Annotated in this window: 11 protein-coding genes and 1 pseudogene; 11 read left to right on the top strand and 1 reads right to left on the bottom strand. The window is 49.8% G+C overall.

What is annotated here, in order from left to right; genetic code table 11:
* Window positions 1-944: 944 nt before the first annotated feature.
* Window positions 945-5540, bottom strand: coding sequence for a T9SS type A sorting domain-containing protein (locus FRY97_RS15560; RefSeq protein WP_147168483.1), 4596 nt, complete (start codon window positions 5538-5540; stop codon window positions 945-947).
* Window positions 5541-5698: 158 nt separating this feature from the next.
* Here FRY97_RS15560 and FRY97_RS15555 point away from each other — a divergent pair, with 158 nt between their 5' ends.
* The 11 genes and pseudogenes from FRY97_RS15555 to FRY97_RS15505 all read left to right on the top strand — a co-directional run.
* The gene (locus FRY97_RS15555; protein WP_147168482.1) at window positions 5699-6085 is read left to right on the top strand and encodes a nuclear transport factor 2 family protein; all 387 of its coding nucleotides are present in this window, start codon (window positions 5699-5701) and stop codon (window positions 6083-6085) included.
* A 106-nt stretch (window positions 6086-6191) separates the two neighbouring features.
* Window positions 6192-7229 carry a ligase-associated DNA damage response exonuclease gene (locus tag FRY97_RS15550; protein WP_147168481.1) on the top strand — a complete coding sequence of 346 codons (1038 nt, stop codon included), beginning with the start codon at window positions 6192-6194 and terminating at the stop codon, window positions 7227-7229.
* A complete protein-coding gene (locus tag FRY97_RS15545; RefSeq protein WP_147168480.1) occupies window positions 7226-8827 on the top strand; it encodes an ATP-dependent DNA ligase in 1602 nt (533 codons plus the stop codon). Before FRY97_RS15550 ends, FRY97_RS15545 begins: the two co-directional genes overlap by 4 nt.
* 277 nt (window positions 8828-9104) lie before the next feature.
* Entirely contained in the window at window positions 9105-10250 is a 1146-nt protein-coding gene (locus tag FRY97_RS15540; protein ID WP_147168479.1) for a hypothetical protein, read from the top strand.
* Window positions 10251-10880: 630 nt separating this feature from the next.
* Window positions 10881-13094, top strand: a complete 2214-nt coding sequence (locus FRY97_RS15535) for a DEAD/DEAH box helicase family protein (protein WP_147168478.1) — start codon at window positions 10881-10883, stop codon at window positions 13092-13094.
* Window positions 13095-13099: 5 nt separating this feature from the next.
* Complete coding sequence (locus tag FRY97_RS15530) at window positions 13100-13330, top strand: hypothetical protein (protein ID WP_147168477.1); 231 nt, start codon at window positions 13100-13102, stop codon at window positions 13328-13330.
* Window positions 13327-15522 (top strand): AAA family ATPase, encoded by a 2196-nt coding sequence (locus FRY97_RS15525; protein WP_147168476.1) that lies wholly within the window; start codon window positions 13327-13329, stop codon window positions 15520-15522. Before FRY97_RS15530 ends, FRY97_RS15525 begins: the two co-directional genes overlap by 4 nt.
* Before the next feature lie 6 nt (window positions 15523-15528).
* A complete protein-coding gene (locus FRY97_RS15520) occupies window positions 15529-16014 on the top strand; it encodes a hypothetical protein (RefSeq protein ID WP_147168475.1) in 486 nt (161 codons plus the stop codon).
* A gap of 11 nt (window positions 16015-16025) precedes the next feature.
* Entirely contained in the window at window positions 16026-18245 is a 2220-nt protein-coding gene (locus tag FRY97_RS15515) for a sensor histidine kinase (RefSeq protein ID WP_147168474.1), read from the top strand.
* A gap of 4 nt (window positions 18246-18249) precedes the next feature.
* Complete coding sequence (locus tag FRY97_RS15510; protein ID WP_147168473.1) at window positions 18250-19377, top strand: hypothetical protein; 1128 nt, start codon at window positions 18250-18252, stop codon at window positions 19375-19377.
* Window positions 19352-19795, top strand: a pseudogene (locus FRY97_RS15505) (hypothetical protein); the annotation flags it as partial. The gene FRY97_RS15510 and the pseudogene FRY97_RS15505, both read left to right, overlap by 26 nt.

Here is a 19795-nt window from a genome sequence, read left to right as displayed (position 1 = left end):
GAACAAATACAGCTACGCTCGTTTGCGCGGCTTTTTACTTTAGAATCAATGCGCCGAGCTGTCGTAAATGTTATTTCAACCAGGCGTAGGCTTTCTAGCTTCATATTACGCTCAAGCGGCTAACAGGCATAGCCGCAGAGATGCTTCTCGGTGTAAAACAGAATGCCTTGACAGCCCTCTTTGAGCGCTTGTTGGGAAATGGACCGCACCATCCCCCTGCCCTACCGCATGACTGCTTAGGGAAATATTCAGGCTTCATACAGGTCTATAGCAGGCTGATGCCTTTGCCAAATGCAAGGGCCATCCTGCAAGCCTGTTTTCCAACCTCACCACTTTCGTACGGGTGTACGATAGTGGCCATGCATATGTTTTTAAAGACTAAAAGATGCCCAAATGCGCTAGCCTAGCGGCTCCCGTACCGAAGCGAACTAACTCCCTGTACCTGAAGCACAAGCATTGACTATTTGGCTCAATGCCAGGCCAAACCTACAAATAGAGGAACGTACAGAAATTGCCTCAGCATAAGCAAAGGCTATTCCAACCTACTAACGCTCTGTACCTTGAGCCCAATTTGTGCGATCCTTTGCATTATCATGCGAAGGCTGCCTTATCGGCATTCGGGAGTTTATGCCTCTAGCGTGTGACATAAACTTGGTCAGCCTCCACAGCTTCCTTTCGGGCGGAAGTGGGAAAAATTACGCCACATTATTGAGCGGCATAAGTTTGAATGAGGGGGGGAGGAAGCTAATTGTAACCTAAATTAAACTTAAATCAGTTTGGCTACAAAAGATGAAAATAGTACTCAAATATACTAATTTCTAATCTGCCTATTCGGCTTTTTAGCCAAAAAATCTTGACCGGCAGCTGTTTTCTCACAAAATCGCCCCCTCTACCGAACGGCGGAGGGGGCGATTGGCATGATCGTCCGTCTTTTGAGCGCCTGCCTAGCGCGTCAGCAGCAGCGGCAGGGCCTGGCCATGCACCCGCAGCAGGTAGCGGCCAGCAGGCAGGCCGGAAAGGTCTAGCCCAATTTCTGCCTGCCCGGCAGGACATACAGCCTGGTACACTTCCTGGCCGAGCACATCGTACAACTGCAATGGCTCATCCGCCAGCAAGGGCGATGGCAGCTGCAGGTAAACCTGCCCGGTGCTAGGATTGGGGTAAACTACAGCCCCCAGAGAGAACGCCTCCGTGTTTGACATGCGCAACTCCGGCACGTCTGCTATGCCTATACCACCGCGCAAGCCTTGGGGCTGAGCAGCACTTTCATCGGCAGCAAAGCGGCGGCCGCCTCCGTTGATTTCCACATCGGAGAACAGGCCTTGCCCTTCCATTCCCGGGCGAAGGCTATGCACCGCCAAACCGACTTCCACACAGTCTGGGAAGCCTATCCATACCTGAGTCATCAGCTGCCAGTTGATGCCGTTGAAGCTGCGGTAGCCGCGCAGCAGAGCGCCTTGGCGCTCGAGCCGCATCCAACCGGCGGGGCTGCCCATCAGCAGGGCAGACTGCTTTGCCCCGTTGGGCTGTAGGCGGGCCTCCCTGCGGTACAAGGTGGTACCGTTGCTGAGCAGGCTCAGGGAACGGGCACCGGCATCGCTGCTTTCCCGTATCAAGATGCCAGCCCAGCCGTTTTCCACATCGGCCACCCGGGCTGTAATGCTGCCGTCCCCGCACAGCGGGTGCAAAATACTGCCCAAACCGTCAACGGAGCCCGAAGAGGGGTTGAGCGCACTGCTCCTAAGCTGATACGTGCCCGCACAGTTGTCGTATGACACAACAGGCTCGGGGGCTTGACCGATCGCAGCTGCTGCCCATGGCAATGGCAGGCCGCCCACAACAATGGCTTCGCTCACGGCTGCACAATTAGCATCCGCTGCATTCTGCACCGTCACAGTATATGTGCCATTGGATAGGCCTGTGAACATTGGGCTGGACTGGAAATCGCTACCGTTGATGGCATACACGGCCTCAGTACAGCCCTGACAGTCTGCAAAAATGGTAATGCTGCCATCCGCGTCGCCGGGGCAAGTCTCAGCGGTAATACTGATCTCACTGATGCTGATGCTGCAGGTTAGGGGTATGCCCCCTGTGCAATTGCACTGTGCATCCCAAACTTCTCCAACTGTATTTGGATTGCCATCTTCGCAGGGCGTTCCGGGTTGCGCACCGCCGTTCGGCTCGCCGTTGCAGTCTGCGCAGCTCGAATTCGGTACTATGCCCGTGCTGCCGCCGGAACATACCCCGCAGTCGTCGACCAACGCACCGCCGTTCGGATCGCCGTTGCAGTCTGCACAGCTCGAATTCGGCACTATGCCCGTGCTGCCGCCGGAACATACCCCGCAGTCGTCGACCAACGCACCGCCGTTTGGATCGCCGTTGCAGTCTGCGCAGCTCGAATTCGGCACTATGCCCGTGCTGCCCCCGGAGCATACCCCGCAGTCGTCGACCAACGCGCCGCCATTCGGATCACCGTTGCAGTCTGCGCAGCTCGAATTCGGCACTATGCCCGTGCTGCCCCCGGAACATACCCCGCAGTCGTCGACCAATGCACCGCCGTTCGGATCGCCGTTGCAGTCTGCGCAGCTCGAATTCGGTACTATGCCCGTGCTGCCCCCGGAGCATACCCCGCAGTCGTCGACCAACGCGCCGCCGTTCGGCTCGCCGTTGCAGTCTGCGCAGCTCGAATTCGGCACTATGCCCGTGCTGCCCCCGGAACATACCCCGCAGTCGTCGACCAACGCGCCGCCATTCGGCTCGCCGTTGCAGTCTGCGCAGCTCGAATTCGGCACTATGCCCGTGCTGCCCCCGGAACATACCCCGCAGTCGTCGACCAACGCGCCGCCATTCGGATCACCGTTGCAGTCTGCGCAGCTCGAATTCGGCACTATGCCCGTGCTGCCCCCGGAACATACCCCGCAGTCGTCGACCAATGCACCACCGTTCGGCTCGCCGTTGCAGTCTGCGCAGCTCGAATTCGGCACTATGCCCGTGCTGCCGCCGGAACATACCCCGCAGTCGTCGACCAATGCACCGCCGTTCGGATCACCGTTGCAGTCTGCGCAGCTCGAATTCGGCACTATGCCCGTGCTGCCCCCGGAGCATACCCCGCAGTCGTCGACCAACGCGCCGCCATTCGGATCACCGTTGCAGTCTGCGCAGCTCGAATTCGGCACTATGCCCGTGCTGCCCCCGGAACATACCCCGCAGTCGTCGACCAATGCACCGCCGTTTGGATCGCCGTTGCAGTCTGCGCAGCTCGAATTCGGTACTATGCCCGTGCTGCCGCCGGAACATACCCCGCAGTCGTCGACCAATGCACCGCCGTTCGGATCGCCGTTGCAGTCTGCGCAGCTCGAATTCGGTACTATGCCCGTGCTGCCCCCGGAACATACCCCGCAGTCGTCGACCAATGCGCCGCCGTTAATGACCCCTGCACAATCGGTTGGCAGCGGGTCCCCCTGTACGAATACCGCATAAGAGTAGGCCGGGATATCAAAGTATAAGGAGTTCGGCAATCCATTGAACGCATTATTTTCCACTACAGGGCTTTCAAAATTGGCATTACCGGCTATAAGATTGAAGGTAGTCCCCAAGGGAGCATTACCCGTATTGATGGTGTGGTTGAACTGCAGGGGCTGGCCCTCAAAGTTAATGACCACGATCACATCCTTGCCTGCAGGCCCGCCCTGTATCTGATACAACAGGTGGTCAAAGGCGCCTGACTGCTGATAAATGCTTCCGTAGGGCGTCCCAAAACGGTTGAGGTAATCCACAAAATCAGCACCGGTGATGTAGTTTTTGTGCACCTCCATGAGCTCATCGATGCCCGCCTTATTTTCAGCGAGCGGATTGGAAGCCCCGTAGATGTCCACACCGTAATAATCGGGGTAGAACACGCTGGGCAGCCCCACCCTGTTATTGGTCAGGATATAAGCATAAGCCAGCATCTGCCGGTTGATGACGTGCTCCGGGGCGGTACGGTAGTCGTGGTTGTTGATAAAAGTGACCGCATTGGCCCCGTTCATGCCCTGCCCGTCGACCAAGCCCCGGTTATAGATATTTCGTACATCGAACAAGCCATTGTCACAAGCTTCCTTCAGGGCAGCCCGCAGCTCAAAATCGAAAGCCCTCACCTGAATAGCGCTTGCAGCGGCAGGAGTCATTGCCGCGTAGACGCCATCGATCCAGCCTTTGAGCACGCCTGCATCTACGGTGAAATGCTCCCCGACCACCATAGGCGGGATGTGCCCATCGGCATGCAGGTCGTTGAGCAGCTGCCCTACGAAGGAAGCCGGGAAGTGTTTTACGGCATCCATCCGGAAGCCGCGTACCCCTACCTGCTCCCAAAGCCAACGGTTCCAGTCGCTGTAGACTTGGCGGGTAGACTGCCCCCCGAGGCTGCCATCGTAGGCCTGTTCCACATCAAAAAAGAAGAAAGGGAACTCTTCGTCTCCCGACATACAGGTCGGGTTGGTGCCATTGGGCTTGAAGTTGCGGAAATTCATAGCCCCCTGCCCGCTCGGCAAGCTAGTGAAATCAGTGCGCGTTTGCACCTGAAGGTCGCCCATGATGTCGGCGCTCCGGGGCACTGAATAGAGGCCATAAATACGCTGATCGATACCGGTGCCACCTCCGCCGACCTGCTCGATATAAATTTCGAGCAGGTCACCTGAGGGGTCAAAATCGCCGGCCCCGAGGGCCAGGTAGAACTCATCCGTATTGCAGCCGCCGCCGACCTCCTGCACGGCGAACACATCCTGCCCGAGGAAAACCTGATTGGAAGGCTGCCCGCAATCGCCCCCGCCATTAGGCTCGGCCTCGTTGATGGGCACCGGGTTGAACCCCGTGTTCTTCGTCCGGAAAAACAGCTTGTACTGCCGGCCATTGAAGCCACCGTTGCCAGAGGCCGAAGAGAATTTGATGTAGTAATCGCCAGCCCCGTTGCCGCTGCTGCCCCCGAGCGGCAGTGCATAGCGCATCTTGCCATTGACCGGATAGGGCGTGCCCGATCCGCCGGAGCACCCGCCCCCGTTGGGGTAATTGAGCACATAATCGCGCACGGCGGGGTTGGTCTCCCAATCGCCCCCGTCCCGGTGGTTGTAAACCACATCCGCTACCGGGAAAATGTTGTTGGCCTGCAGGGCTGAAATCCAAGCTTCCACTTCAGCACCTGTGCCCAGCCCAGTCTGCCCCGTCACCTGGCCATAGTCATACAAATCTTTGGGGTCATAGCCATTGCTGCAATCGCCAAAGCTAGCCTTTGCCATTGGGGGCATCCACATCATAGTGAAGCCGGCTTCGCGCTGTGCAGCGGCGCGGGCTGCCATCTCTGAAGCGATAGAAGGCCCGCTGTAGCCGTTGCAGTTGGGCTTGGGGTAATCCCAATACCAGCCCTGCATCATGAAGTCTTGCGCCCCAGCCTGCCCGGCTGCTAAGAGCAGCAACAGGAATAGCGGTAAATGTTTTAAAAATTGAAGGGATCTCCGGGGCAAAGGCCTGCGCCCGGCTACGTAAGGTGTAGTCATTGTTGTTTTCATACACTAAGCTACTATGTTGGTAATACAGGATAAATTGCTCAACGTGAAAATCGAGGGGGGAGAGGGGTCTAAAATACAAATATTTACAATATGCGAAGTGCAATGGCAGCCAGTAATCGCCTATCCGCTATTTTTGGTCAGAACCAACACCCTAGACGATGCCTGCAGCTGCCTCACAAACCATAGCAGAATACCTCAACGCCTTGGAGTCCGGCTCGGCCGGAGCCGTCTTGGCGCTTTTCGCCCCCGGTGCTGTGGTCTATTCCCCTCTTTATGGGCAACAGCCCGCGGCCGAATTTTATCCCGCCCTGTTTGCCGACAGCAGCAGCTCCCGCATAGAGCCGCTGAACGCTTTCCAAAGCCTGCCCCCTGCCCTGGCCGGTGCAGCCTACTTCCGCTATCATTGGACACTGGCCAACGGGCAGCTCGTCGTGTTCGACTGCGTAGACATTTTCCAGTTCAATGATCAGGGCCTTATCACAGACCTGCGGATCATTTACGATGCGTCGGAAACGCGCCGGGCCCTATCGGAGCTTAAAGGCTAAAGGGGCTGCTATACCGCCCGGCGCTCATAAAAAGCTGCTCCTGTCAACTAAAACCCCTAAAATTGATTACCTAAGGGAAGGGCTGCAAGCCAAACGACACCCAATTATGGCACTACTCGAATTTACGGACAAAGGCATTTACTGCGAGGCCGCCGACGTCTACATCGACCCTTGGCGGCCGGTAGGCCGGGCGCTGATCACCCACGGGCACGCCGACCACTCCCGATGGGGCCACCAACATTACCTTTGCACCACCACCGCCGCCCCGGTCATCCGCCACCGTTTGGGCAATATCAAGCTCAGCACCACCCCTTTCGGGGAAACCACAAGCATCAACGGGGTGAAGTTCTCCTTCCACCCCGCCGGGCACATCATTGGCTCTGCACAGATACGGGTGGAGCACAAGGGCGAAGTGTGGGTAGCCTCCGGCGATTACAAAGTGCGGCCCGACGGCATTTCAGAGCCCTTCGAGCCCGTGCCCTGCCACAGCTTCATCACCGAATCCACCTTTGGGCTGCCCGTTTACAAATGGAAGCCCCAATCGGAAGTGTTCGAAGACATCAACGCTTGGTGGAGGGCCAACCGGGAAGCGGGCAAAACGAGCGTCCTGACCGCCTACGCCCTGGGCAAGGCCCAACGCCTGCTCAATGGCATCGACCCCGGCATAGGCCCAATCTTCACCCACGGCGCTATCGAAAACACCAACGCCGTCATCCGAAAACAAGGCTTCGCCTTGCCGCCGACTATACGCATCAGCCAACAACAGAAAAGCCAGGATTACGCCGGCGCCCTTGTCATCGCACCGCCTGCCGCCACCGGCTCCAATTGGATGCGCCGCTTCAAATCGGCCTCCGTGGGCATTGCCTCCGGTTGGATGGCCCTTAGAGGCACCCGCCGCCGCCGCGCTGCCGACCGCGGCTTTGTCCTTTCTGACCACGCCGACTGGGACGAGCTAAACGAAGCCATAGACGCCACCGGGGCAGAGCAGGTCGTAGCTACCCACGGCTATGCCAGCATATTCGCCCGCTGGCTCAGAGAGGAGAAAGGGCTGAATGCCTGGGACGCCCAAACCGAGTACGAAGGCGAATCGCTGGAGCAGGACAAGGCCGATGATCAGGAAGGAACAAACGAGACGACCGTATGAGAGCATTTGCCGCCCTTTATACCCGGCTGGACCAAACGACCAAGACCAATGCGAAAGTGGCTTACCTGGCCGAGTACTTCGCGCAGACATCCGATGAAGACCGGCTATGGACAGTGGCCATCCTTTCCCACCGCAGGCCCCGGCGCACCGTCAACACCACCCTGCTGCGCGAATGGGCAGCTGAGCTGTCCGGCATCCCGCTCTGGCTCTTTGAAGAATCCTACCACGTGGTGGGCGACCTGAGCGAAGCCATTGCCCTGGCCTTGCCGCAGCCCACCCAAAGCAGCGAAGCGGGGCTCTCTCATTGGGTGGAGTACATCAAAAGCTTGGGGGCAGAGGAGGAAGCGGTCAAGAAAGCACGGGTACAGAGCGCTTGGCTGCAAATGGAGCACACCGAGCGCCTCGTCTTCAACAAGCTCATCACCGGCGGCTTCCGCATTGGGGTTTCCCAAAAACTGATGGTGCGCGCCCTCGCGCAGTACACGGGCATAGCCGAGAACAACCTCGCCCACCGCCTTATGGGGCAGTGGACACCCGACAGCACCACCTTCGAAGCCCTGGTGCTGACCGAAGACCCGCTGGAGGATGTCTCCAAGCCCTATCCTTTCTACCTTGCCTATGCCCTGGAAGAAGCGCCCGAAAGCTTGGGCCCGCCCAAAGCGTGGCTGGCAGAACGCAAATGGGACGGCATCCGCGGGCAGCTCATTGTCCGGAAAGGGGAAGTCTTCGTCTGGTCGAGAGGAGAAGAGCTGGTCACCGATAAATTCCCGGAATATGCCCCCCTGGCCGGCCTCCTGCCCGATGGCACCGTGCTCGATGGCGAAATCCTGCCGTTCAAAGATGGGGTCCCCCTGACTTTCAATGAGCTGCAGACCCGTATCGGGCGGAAAAATGTAACCCAAAGCATATTGGCCAAAGCCCCGGTCATACTCATGGCTTACGATCTACTGGAATGGCAGGGGGAGGACATCCGCGCCCGCCCGTTTGCCGAAAGGCGGCAGCTGCTGGAGCGGCTGTTGTCCGATACCCATACACAGGGCATTGTACAGCCCTCTCCCCTTGTGCCCTTCACCGAATGGCAGGCCCTGCACAGCGAGCGCGAGCATGCCCGGCAGCACCACAGCGAGGGGCTGATGCTCAAGCGGAAAGCAGCGCCTTACCTCTCGGGCCGCAAAAAAGGCGATTGGTGGAAGTGGAAAGCAGCGCCCCTGACCATTGATGCGGTCATGATCTATGCGCAGCGCGGGCACGGGCGGCGCGCCAACCTGTACACCGACTTCACCTTTGCGGTGTGGGACGGCAACACCCTCGTGCCTTTCACCAAAGCTTACTCCGGGCTGACCGATAAAGAGTTTGGGGAAATCACAGCCTGGGTCAGGCGCAATACCAAGGAGCGGTTTGGCCCGGTGCGCAGCGTGGAGCCCCGCCACGTCTTTGAGATCGCCTTTGAGGGCATACGCAAATCGGCCCGCCACAAATCGGGCGTTGCGCTCCGGTTCCCCCGTATGCTGCGCTGGCGAAAAGACAAGCCGGTGCGCGAAGCCAATACCCTGGAAGACCTGCATCAGCTGCTTGCGGCTTATGAGGGCAATGGCTAGTGCCTCAAGCCATAGTGGGAAAAAAACGGCTGGCAGGCTCGGGGAATACCTCGATACAGCGGTACGGAGATACACGGAGCATTTGATCTTTGTGCTGCGCTATGTGCTCCGTGAGCCTCTGTGCCGCTCTGTGCCTACTTTTGCCACGCAGGGTTAATGCGGCCTAGGCTGTGAGGTGAACCGCCTCCAATTTTGCAATTGCCCGAATTAAGCAGATAGCCCCACTTAGGCGCTACCAACGAAAACGCTACTTTTGCGGCAGCAAAACCCAAAGACAATGAAACCTGTGATCTTTGCCGTCCTGACGGCCCTTGTGCTCAGCAGCTGTGCCCCCTCTCTAGCCGAAAAGATGCTGGACAGCGGGCAGCCCGCCGGGGCATTCATGCCGGATACTTTATCCTTCGAGCTCCGCCGGGGCTTTATCGTAGTCCGTGCCAAAGCGAATGCGGGGGATATGCCGCTCGACTTTATCCTCGACAGCGGCTCGCCGGTGACCGCCCTCAGCCCGTCCACGTTGAGCTACCTCGGGCTAACCGCCCCGGACGATGGGCTGCAACTGCTCGACTCCGTCCGCCTCGGGCGGGCCCTGGCCCTGAATGTAGCCGCCGAAGCCCGCACCTACCCTAGGTACAGCCCCGTGAAGTGCATAGCCGAAGCGGGCATCCTCGGGGCCAACTTCATGCGGCACTTCAACTGGGTTTTCGATTTTGAAAAACAGGAGCTCATCGTGACGCCCCTGCAGCAAGTGCCGGGCCCTGCCACAGAGCCGGCCCACCGCCTGCCTTTCCGGGCAGACCGCTACTCCGGGCTGCCGGTGCTCAAAGGGCAGAGCGGGCCTACAGGCAAAGCCCGCTTCGTGATCGGGCTGGGGCAAGGGCTGGGCCTGAGGCTGTCGGCTGCTGCCCCGCCGCCCGGGGCGGTACGCGTGTACGATTCTCAAATCCGCAACCCTTATGCCCAAGCTGCTGAGGTGGGCTACCACCTGCCCGAGGCCGCCCTCAGCGCCGGCAGCCTGCAATGGTCTGGCACGGCAAGCCTAAGCGCAGACGGGGCCAATGCCATTGGCAATGAGATATGGGCCAACTATAGGGTGGGGCTACGCTTCAGCACAGGCGAACTGCTGCTCTGGGAGGCAAGTAGCGCTACAGCCCTGCCGCCCCTGCCCGCACTTGGCTGGCTCCCGCTGTTCGACCCGATGGGGGGCGTGACGGTCGGGCTCGTGGTGGAGGGCTCTCCCGCCTGGCAGGCCGGCATGCGCACCGGCGATGCAGTGCTGCAGGTGGGGCGCACGGCCGCGCCGGGGCTCTACAACGACTTTTGCACCTACTTTTTTGGGGTGGAGGCCGACTATGCTGCGCGCAGATCGGTGCTGGTCAAAACGGCCAAAATGGCCGCGCCGGTGCAGCTGCAATTGGAAAACTGACCGCCTGTCAGGATGTTGGGCAGGACAAGGGCTTGGGCTACTGCAGGGCTGGGCTAGCGATGCGGAGGGGTGCAAGCCCGATAGGGCCGAGCGAGGAGCGAGCCCCGTAGCGTAGCGACCCCTGCCTGCGGGCAGGGGTAGACCCCACACCTATAAACAATCTTCTGGTTTGCGCCCTGATGTCAGGCTACATTTGCTTTGCTGCGCCAAGGCTTATTTTTACGATGAAAAAGCCATCAGCCCGTAGGGCCATGAGGCTGCTGTACGTCGATCATCTAGGTGCAGCTTGATTTTTTACCCCTTCGGCGAAATTGCCCAGCTCAGCTATTTCGCCCTTGTTAGGAGGGGGCGGTCCGTCCTTTGTGCTACTGCAAGTGCTGTTGGGTGGTGGGGGTTAAGGTAGTTTTCTTACACAAGGCAGTCCACACAAACCATATATGTTTACTTTTTTGTTTCACCCTGTCTTCTCGACACTATGCGAAACAAATCCCTCTGTCAATAGCCTTCTTTACATTGTATGTATGTAAATTTTATCCCCCCCCACTAACAAAAATCCAGTGGAAGAGATATATTTAGGGCATTGTTGAGATATTGAAGCTAAGCTTAACTACTTAACGCCTATCCAAACCTATGCTAGAGCTTATTAATTTCCCGGAAAGTAACGAGTACCGAACAGGCTCTGCGAATGAGCCAATTGGCTTTTTCTTGGAAGTACTTCCCAAGAGCAAGCGATTTGACTTGCTACTAGGGTATTTCAGCTCGTCCGCAATCAATCTCCTTTCGATAGGCTTTGCGCAATTTCTTTACAATGGAGGTACAGTTAGAATGATCTCCAATCATGTTCTATCCCCAAAAGACCGAAAAGCAATAGAAGAAGGGTTAACTACATCTGAAAGCCAATATGAGTTCTCTATTTCAGATTATGCCAAAATAAAGTCTACACTAAATGAATATGGCAGACATTTTTTCCGATGCCTTGCATGGTTGATCTCTTCAAAAAAACTTGAAGTACTGATTGTTAAACCAAAAGGGGCAAGAGGCATAGCACACTATAAATCAGGGGTATTCTATGATGAAGAAGGCAGGGCTGTAAAGTTCAAATCTTCTTGCAACTTCACAGCTTACGGGCTTTTAGAAAACCTGGAAGAGCTCGAAGTCAAAATAGCTTGGGGCAGCCGAGCCGAGCAAGCGGCAATTGAAGAATACGAAAGGTACTTCAATCAAATCTGGCATAAAGATGCACCTTTCGTAGATTACCTTGCGACTGACGAAGTAGAGCTCCTAATAGCTAAGGATTTTGGTGGCCACTCTATCGAGGAGCTTATTGTTGATGAGCAAAAGCTACTACGAAAAAAGCGACAGTTGATTAGCAACTATAAGGTTAGAAGCATCATTGACCGGCTAGAAGAAGAGATGGAGCAAAGGGTTTCAATGCATGTCAAGGAGCCATATTTCCCTTATGAAAAGCCAAGGGCTTATCAAGATAAAGCATATGAAAACTGGAAAGCAAGAGGCTATAAAGGGATTTTTGCAATGGCGACCGGCACCGGAAAAACGCTCACTGCTCTAAACGCTGTATTGCGTGAACACAAAAAGCTAGGTCAGTATCAGGCTATTATATTAGTACCAACTATCGAGTTAGTCAATCAGTGGGAAGATGAAGTTAGAGGCTTCAATTATCGAAATATCATCAAAGTATCATCCCAAAACAAAAATTGGCGGGATGATTTACAGATGGTGTCTATCCTTTCCGCCGATAAAGAGAGGTACTCTTTCATTATTATTACTACGTACCGGTCTTTTACTCATCGACGCTTTCAAAAAGCAATAAAAATGATTCCTGAGGACACTATCCTCATTGCTGATGAAGCGCACAACCTTGGTTCTAAGAGCATTCTCCCATTATTAGAGGGATTTCCTATCAAAAAAAGAATAGGCCTAAGCGCAACTCCTGACCGAGTGTATGACAAAGAGGGAACTGCTGCAATAGACAGCTTTTTCGAAGACACCCCACCTTATACTTTTGAATATCCGATGAAACAAGCATTGGAATCTGGATTCCTCTGTGAGTATAAGTATTATCCAATTCTGGTGGAATTAACGCCTGAGGAACTAGAAGAGTATTCTGAAATCAGCGCCAAACTCGCTCAATTCTGGGCTGACGAATCGGAGGAATCAAAAGAGATGGTAGAACGGCTGCTGCTAGCTCGGAAGCAAATCATACACAAAGCGGCAAATAAGCTTGCTGCCTTTGACAAGCTCGTAGAAGAGCTGTCGAAACTAAACAAACTAAACTACACTTTAGTCTATGCCCCTGAAGGATACTTTGGAGACCTTTTTGTTGATACAGAGCGCTTAGGGAATCTAGACAAGGAGGAAAATAGAATCTGCGAGATCTACTCGAATCACATTCGTCAGATTTCTCCTGATACTAAAGTTGCACTTTTTCATGGCGCAACCAAAGACAGGGCGTCGACACTTGATAGCTTCGCCCAATCTGATATAGACGTTTTGGTTTCTATGAAATGTTTAGATGAAGGCGTAGATGTTCCGCGCACAGAACAAGCCATATTCTGTGCAAGCACAGGCAACCCTCGTCAGTTTATTCAAAGGCGGGGCAGAATACTAAGAAAAGCCCCCAACAAAACACTTGCAACAATCTATGATCTAGTCGTTGTCCCAAGTACCGAGCATCGGGTCGGCAACTACAATACTGAAAAGCGCCTCATCGAAAATGAGTTAAAACGCGTATACGAATTCGCAGGGTTAGCTATCAATCACATGGAAGCCCTACAAAGGCTAAAGCCTGTACTCAATTTATATGATATCATTGAAGAACTCTAAGCCATATGGACGCACAATACATTCTTGAAGCAATGTTAGACAATGAGGAACTTATGGAAAAGCATAAGTACGGGCCTCGAGAAATCAAAGAGATTCAGTTTGAGCCTCCTCATGACAATGAATTTATTCAATTTATGCAGTCAGCTGTCAAAGTAATGAATGAACTTAAGGATGAGACATCTCGGACTGCAGCCGGGCGATTGATCAAATTCTTCGAAGAAAAGTATGCGCTATGAAGATCCTAAAGCTAGAATTAGAAAATTTCATGTGCTTTAGCGGTACAGATAACTGTATTGATTTTTCTGATGGCCTAAACGTGATTTTAGGAGGGAATGGCTACGGTAAAACGAAGCTCTATGACTCGTTCAACTGGGTCTTATTTGATAAAATCACTAATCAAGATGGTCGCCTTGACACCCCTACAGAAGCAATAAAAGGTGGGCTTGTTTCTAAGAAAGCTATAGCAGATGGCGACGATGGAGCGATTATAAAAGCGATTGTAAGGCTTACCCTTGCCAATGAAAAAGGTAAGGAGATCATTCTGGAACGAAGCTATGCTGTAAAAAAGCTTTCTGGCATGGAGGTCACTAGCCTTGGAAAGAGCAAGCTAACCATAAGTGAGAAAAGCGACCTAGAGTTCAAACCGGTAAGCTTCAGTTCGCAACAGGAAGTTGATGACTACATCCGCGAGCAAGTTATTCAACCTACTGTTTTAGAACACATTTGGTTCCAAGGGGAAAGGGGGATTAAAGGCGCGGTAGACACTTCTAATGCTATCAAGCTAAAGCAAGTCATCAATAAGCTATCTTATATCGATACTTGGGAAAAGTTTATTGAAGTGGCAGAAAATACAGACCGGAGAAGCAGGGATAGATACGATAAAGCGGTAAAAAAATCACAAAAGCATAAAGAAAAAACAGACTTGCTAACCAGTCAAATTGAAAAGCTAGACAAAGAGCTTCATGCAATTGAAGAAAAGCTGGCTATCAAAGAAAAAGACTTGGATATAGCAGAAGAAGAGGTCGACAATATGGCGATGGGCGAAAATGTGCGAGAAGAACTCCGTGCCCATAGCGCTGAAGAAGACCGTATTAAACGGGAGCTAGCTCAGACTGAGTACGACCTTGATCAAATGCTCGATAATGCCAATCGTGACTTATTTAAAAGCTTTTGGGTAGCTCATGGCACGAACGAAGTGCAGGAGAAGTTCGAGGAGTTAGTTCAAGATTACGAGTTCAAAAGAGTTGCCTCCGAAAAAATAAAGAAGAAGGATAAGCCTAAAGATTTAGAAAGCCTATACCTGCACGATCATATTCACGACATGCTAAATAAAGAGCATTGTACGATTTGTGACCGCCCGGCTACTAAAGATAGTGATGCTTACAAAAATATCCAAAAATGGCTGCCAAGGGAGGATAAGCCACTCAATGAGAAACTAGCGACACCTTTTCACCAGGCCTTTCAGCTAAGTGACTTAAGACGCTCACTGAATGTAATCAGCAATTACTCAGATAGCTTTAAACATGATTTTGTACAACAGCGAAGATTATTCTTCGAGCTAAAGAGTAAGAGAAAACAACTTGATGAAGAAAACAGAAGAATAGAAGAAGAAAAAGAAAAGCTGCTTTCAAAGTATAACATCACTTCAATTGACGCCGGCATTAGGCTAGGCGATCGGATAAGAAGATATAATGAAAAAACGGCTTCGCTACGAGAAGAAATTGTTCGGCTGGAAGAACGTAAAAAAGTATTGACCGAGGAAAAAGCCGAAAAAGATCAGGCGCTGGATAAACTGCACGAAGGAGACATCGATCCTATACTCAGAAAGCAAAAAGATTATTTCGGGGATCTATTAGCTGCAACTAAAACAGCCAAAGACCAACAGTATAAAAAATTGGTCGACCTGCTTACAAGGGAAGCCAACAGACACTACGAAGCTATAAATAAGCACTCTGGGGCTTTCTATGGCAAGATTGTATTCAAACAAAACAATAAGGGGGGCTATTCTCCAGAAATCCATAACGAAAACGGAACTAATGAAACGGCGGGCATCAACACTGCGCAATTATTGTCTATGCAATTCTCAATCCTATTTGCCATTTTGAGTGCCAACAAAGAATACGGCTTTAACAAGCGTTACCCTCTCATTGCAGATGCTCCCAATTCCGCATTCGATGCCAAGAAGAAGAAGCTGCTCCTGCGCCAAATAGGCACCACCTTCGAGCAATCGATTGTAATGATGTTTGAATACCTTACTAACGATCCCGAACGTGCCAACCGCTATAAAATAGATAAACCTGGTATCCGGGAGCTCATAGACACTTTAGAGGAAGAAGGTGTCCCAATGAACATCTACATGCTCGATATCCCCGATGGCGTAAACTCGAGAGATATCAATAAGCTTACCGTTCAAATCAAGAAAATTTAAGGCTTTATGGATACGGTTATTACCAAGTTTAAGATCAAAGAGCCTCGTTTTGCAGAGCGGTACGAGCATCTGTTTGCTCGCTACTCTCGGAAATGGGGTGGAAGTGAGCAAGATCGCCTTGACAAGGTCAAGGTATTTGCTAAAAACTATGAGCTTTATATGTATGCTTTTTTCCTGGGGCTAAAGCATGACAGATCAATTCCGTTGGGAAGTTCGGAAAAGAGCAAGTCTAATGTAATGCGTATTGAAGATTGGCAGCCTGAAGTGCTAAAAAACCATCTTGTTGCCTGTACCCTAGTTAAGGATGGCACACCGTTTAGGAAATACGATTTTATGACCGAAGATGAAATCAATAAGAAATCGACGGAACTGAAGGAAATCGTCGAGGCTTATACCAACGGTGGTTTGTCCATCCTGCAAGAGGAATTTGAGGAGGATAAGAAGGCTCTGGATGAGCCGTTTGCGTTTACGGAGTTGGTGTTTAATACATAAAGTAGAGCAAGATGAGTAACGAAAAAGATAAGAAGGAAGTCACTTTTTCTGTTGATGCGGGAATAATCAACCGACTCGGGAAGGAATTGGTAGGTCGTGCCGAGACTGCAGTTTCTGAACTTATAAAGAATGCTTACGATGCCGACGCAAGAGAGGTAACGCTTAACTTTATAAATACATCCAATCCTGGTGGTCAATTGACTATAGAAGATGATGGTCATGGAATGAATTATCAGCAATTAGTAAATGGATTTTTAAGAATTGCTTCAGCAGACAAAATTAAAACTCCTACATCCCCCAAATACAAACGACAGAGAGCTGGTAGAAAGGGGATTGGACGTTTTGCTACGCAAAGGCTTGGTGAAAACCTTACCATTATAACTCAAACTGAAAATTCTTTAAAAGCACTTAAGCTTACCATAGATTGGAACCTTTATAAAGCTGACCAAAACTTAGAAGATGTTACCAACCTAATTGAGGAGGTCGAAAGAATGCCCGATAGGGATTCTGGTACTACATTAGAAATAAACGGTCTTCGTGAAAATTGGACTGATGCACAAATCAAAAGAGCTTTTCGATATGTCTCTGGATTATTACAACCTAGCTACTTATCGGATACATCTAAAGGGAATAATATTGCAGATCAATCAGACTCTAAAAAAGACAATTATTTTAATGTTCAATGCTATAAAACAGAGGGAGGTGACATTACTACTATTGCAGATTCAGATAAAATGATATTCGACTCTGCAATAGCAGAAATTAATGGCTATGTAATAAATGGGAAAGCCATCTGCGAAGTAAAAAGTCAAATATTCCATTTGGATGACAATATAGAGCTAGATGAAGACTTCAGCATTATTGAAGACGCTCATTTCAGAGCATATTACTACATACTTGGATTCGATTCCTTCGATAAGTATTATAGAAGCCGAATAACTAAACCTGAATACAATAAGGTTTTATCCTATGCAAAGGAGAATAGCGGAATTAAGCTTTTTAGGAATGGATTCAAGGTAGCCCCTTACGGAGAAATTGGTAATGACTGGTTAAGGATCGACAAAAGCAATGTTAGGGCAGAAGATAACGCTCATGTTCCTTTTAATAACAGAAGTTTTTTTGGCTATGTCGAAATAAATGATCCGGATGGTGACCGATTCGAAGAGACATCAAGTAGAGAAGGACTTTTAGAGAACAGTGCTTTTGAAAAGCTAAGGAAATTTGTGTATATGTCATTACTCTCTGCAACTAGAAGAGTAAATGCAGCAAGATTACAAAAAAGGAAAGAAGATGAAGTAAATCGTGAAGCCTTATCGAAAAAAGGCGATGAGGACTATATTCCATTGACCAATAGAATAGAGACCTTTATAAAGGCAAAAAAATCAGAGCTAGTAGAAAAGAAAGAGTCTTTTGAAAGTGAAGAGAAATACAAAGAATATAAGGAAGAAACTACTAGCTTAATTAGTATTTTAACAAAAGCTAAAGCTGAACTGCAAGAGGCCGAAATGATGAGAGTTTTAGCTGGAGTTGGACTTACAATTGCTGAATTTACGCATGAGGTGAGGCAATTCATTCCTGTTTTTAGAAATGGAATATCATTACTGGGTAAGCGTGAAAAAGACAAAGAGAGTAAGGAAGTAATACGTAACCTTAGAGAATCCTTTAAAAGGTTCGAGAGTTACGTTGCGTACATTGATGACACAATAATGAATAATACTTCAAGAGAGAAGCATCCGCAAAAGCTTAATAAGGTTGTCAATAACTTCATCAAGGTAATTGAAGCGGATGCGGAACAGTCAGGCATTGATATTTCATTTGATATCTACGGTTTTGAATTGTACACCATTCCTATGCACCCTTCAGAATGGAATTCTCTTCTGTACAATCTATACACAAATGCAAAAAAGGCAATTTTCAAATCAGGAGTAGCCAAGGGCAAAATTAGGATAATATGTGGAGAAGAAAATGGTGTGGTTTATTTAGAGTTCATGGATAATGGGACAGGTATTCTTGAAGAAAACCGAAGTAGAATATTTGCTCCCTTTTTCACCACTTTCACTCCTTCCTACGGAGCTTCGAAAAAAACAGCGGTCGTTGGAACTGGTCTTGGACTCAAAATCGTGAAGGATATAGTAGAAGCATACAATGGAAAAATTGAATTAATTTCTCCTGAGGAAGGGTTCAAGACAAGTTTCCGAGTTGAGTTGCCTAAAAGCAATTATAAAGAATAGAACTATGACATATTTTTTTATTGATGACCAAGAAACAAATCAGACCATTGCTGATAATTTAAAAAATGAAAATTTACATATCATCTTTCATTTGGTTAAAGATAAATGGGAGAGCCAATTAAGCTTTTTGATTGATCAAATCGAAGAGTTTGACGGCTTATTACTTGATTGGCAACTTCAAGGAGAAAAAGCGGACAGTAACAAAGGGTATGATGCTGAAGCATTAGCGCAACAAATTAGAAGGTTAGCCTCTGAAGGTAAAATACAAAAGGATTTTCCCATAATTCTGTGTTCGGCGGCAAGGAATTATCCCGATGTCTACCAACGAGACCATACAGGTCATGATTTATTCGACCTTGCATTTTCAAAAAGTGTTTTTAGCGAGGATGAAAAGGTCGGGCAAATCAGAAATAGGTTTACCTCTTTGGCAAAAGACTATAAAAAATTAAACAACCCTGATTTTCGAAACGATCTTAATGTCTTACTCGCTATAGAAGATGAGTCTTTTCTTGATGATAGATTCACAGATTCGCTTAGAAAAAGACTTGATGATGGTAGAGGTATTCCCCATGAAATATCTCGATTTATCATCGACGAGCTGTTAAATAAATCGGGAGAGCTTATTAGTGAAAGTATTCTTGCAATCAGATTAGGCGTAGACATCTCCAAATCTGGTGAAGATTGGATTATACTAGTCGAAAAGCTGTCAAAAAGTAAATATAAAGGCCTTTTTAGCAATGGTTGGAGTAGATGGTGGAGTTCCCAAGTTAGTGCCTGGTGGAAAAACCAATTTACTCCTAATTCCTTTAGACGATCCTCGTCTAAGACAAAGGTTGGTTTACTTAATGACAAGTTTGAACTATCTCTCAATCCAATTGAGTCTCTTTCAGATAAACATTCAAGTACTTTTTTTTGGACAAAGTGTACTGAAACAGGCATTCCTATAGATACTTCAGATGGTCTACTTATTTCAGGCCAAGAAAATTTTTATCCCTGGCAGGATAAACGGTATGTGTCGATTGAAGCTGTAACAAATCCAAGGATTGAGCTTAAAAAGCCAGTGGCGTCTTTTGAAAGATCTAGACTAGAATCATTAAAACAGAAATATGCGCCGAAAAGACCAAAAAGATAGCAGAGAAATAGTTTCAGCTGATTTAAAAAAAATGGGAGATTTACTAAATAAATGGGGTTTATGCCTCGATACCTCTCCTTTAACGACAGCGTCTAATACTTGCGAGTATGAGTCGGATGAAAATTTTTGGGTCTACTCAATGGAGAGTTTGAAGTTCAATAGTGAGTATATTTATGCCCCTTCTGGAACAATACCTATTGGAGTTAAAAACCTCAGCATTGAACTTAGTCTTACTGTCAAAGGTCGTTTTTTTGATAGTAATTTGATTCAAAATCCATTACTAGAGTATCATGAGGAGCTACCCTACTGTTTTGATTTAGAAATATCTGGAGAATCTAAAGATGGATATGAACTTTTTTCATCGTGGCATTTTGACAAATCTATAAAATCCAAAACACCAAAATTTATTCACCCTGAG

Origin of the sequence: Phaeodactylibacter luteus (assembly GCF_007993045.1) — a bacterium.
GTDB classification, from domain to species: Bacteria; Bacteroidota; Bacteroidia; order Chitinophagales; family Saprospiraceae; genus Phaeodactylibacter; species Phaeodactylibacter luteus.
Note: the sequence above shows the minus strand (reverse complement) of the source record. Positions and strands in the feature narration are given on the sequence as shown.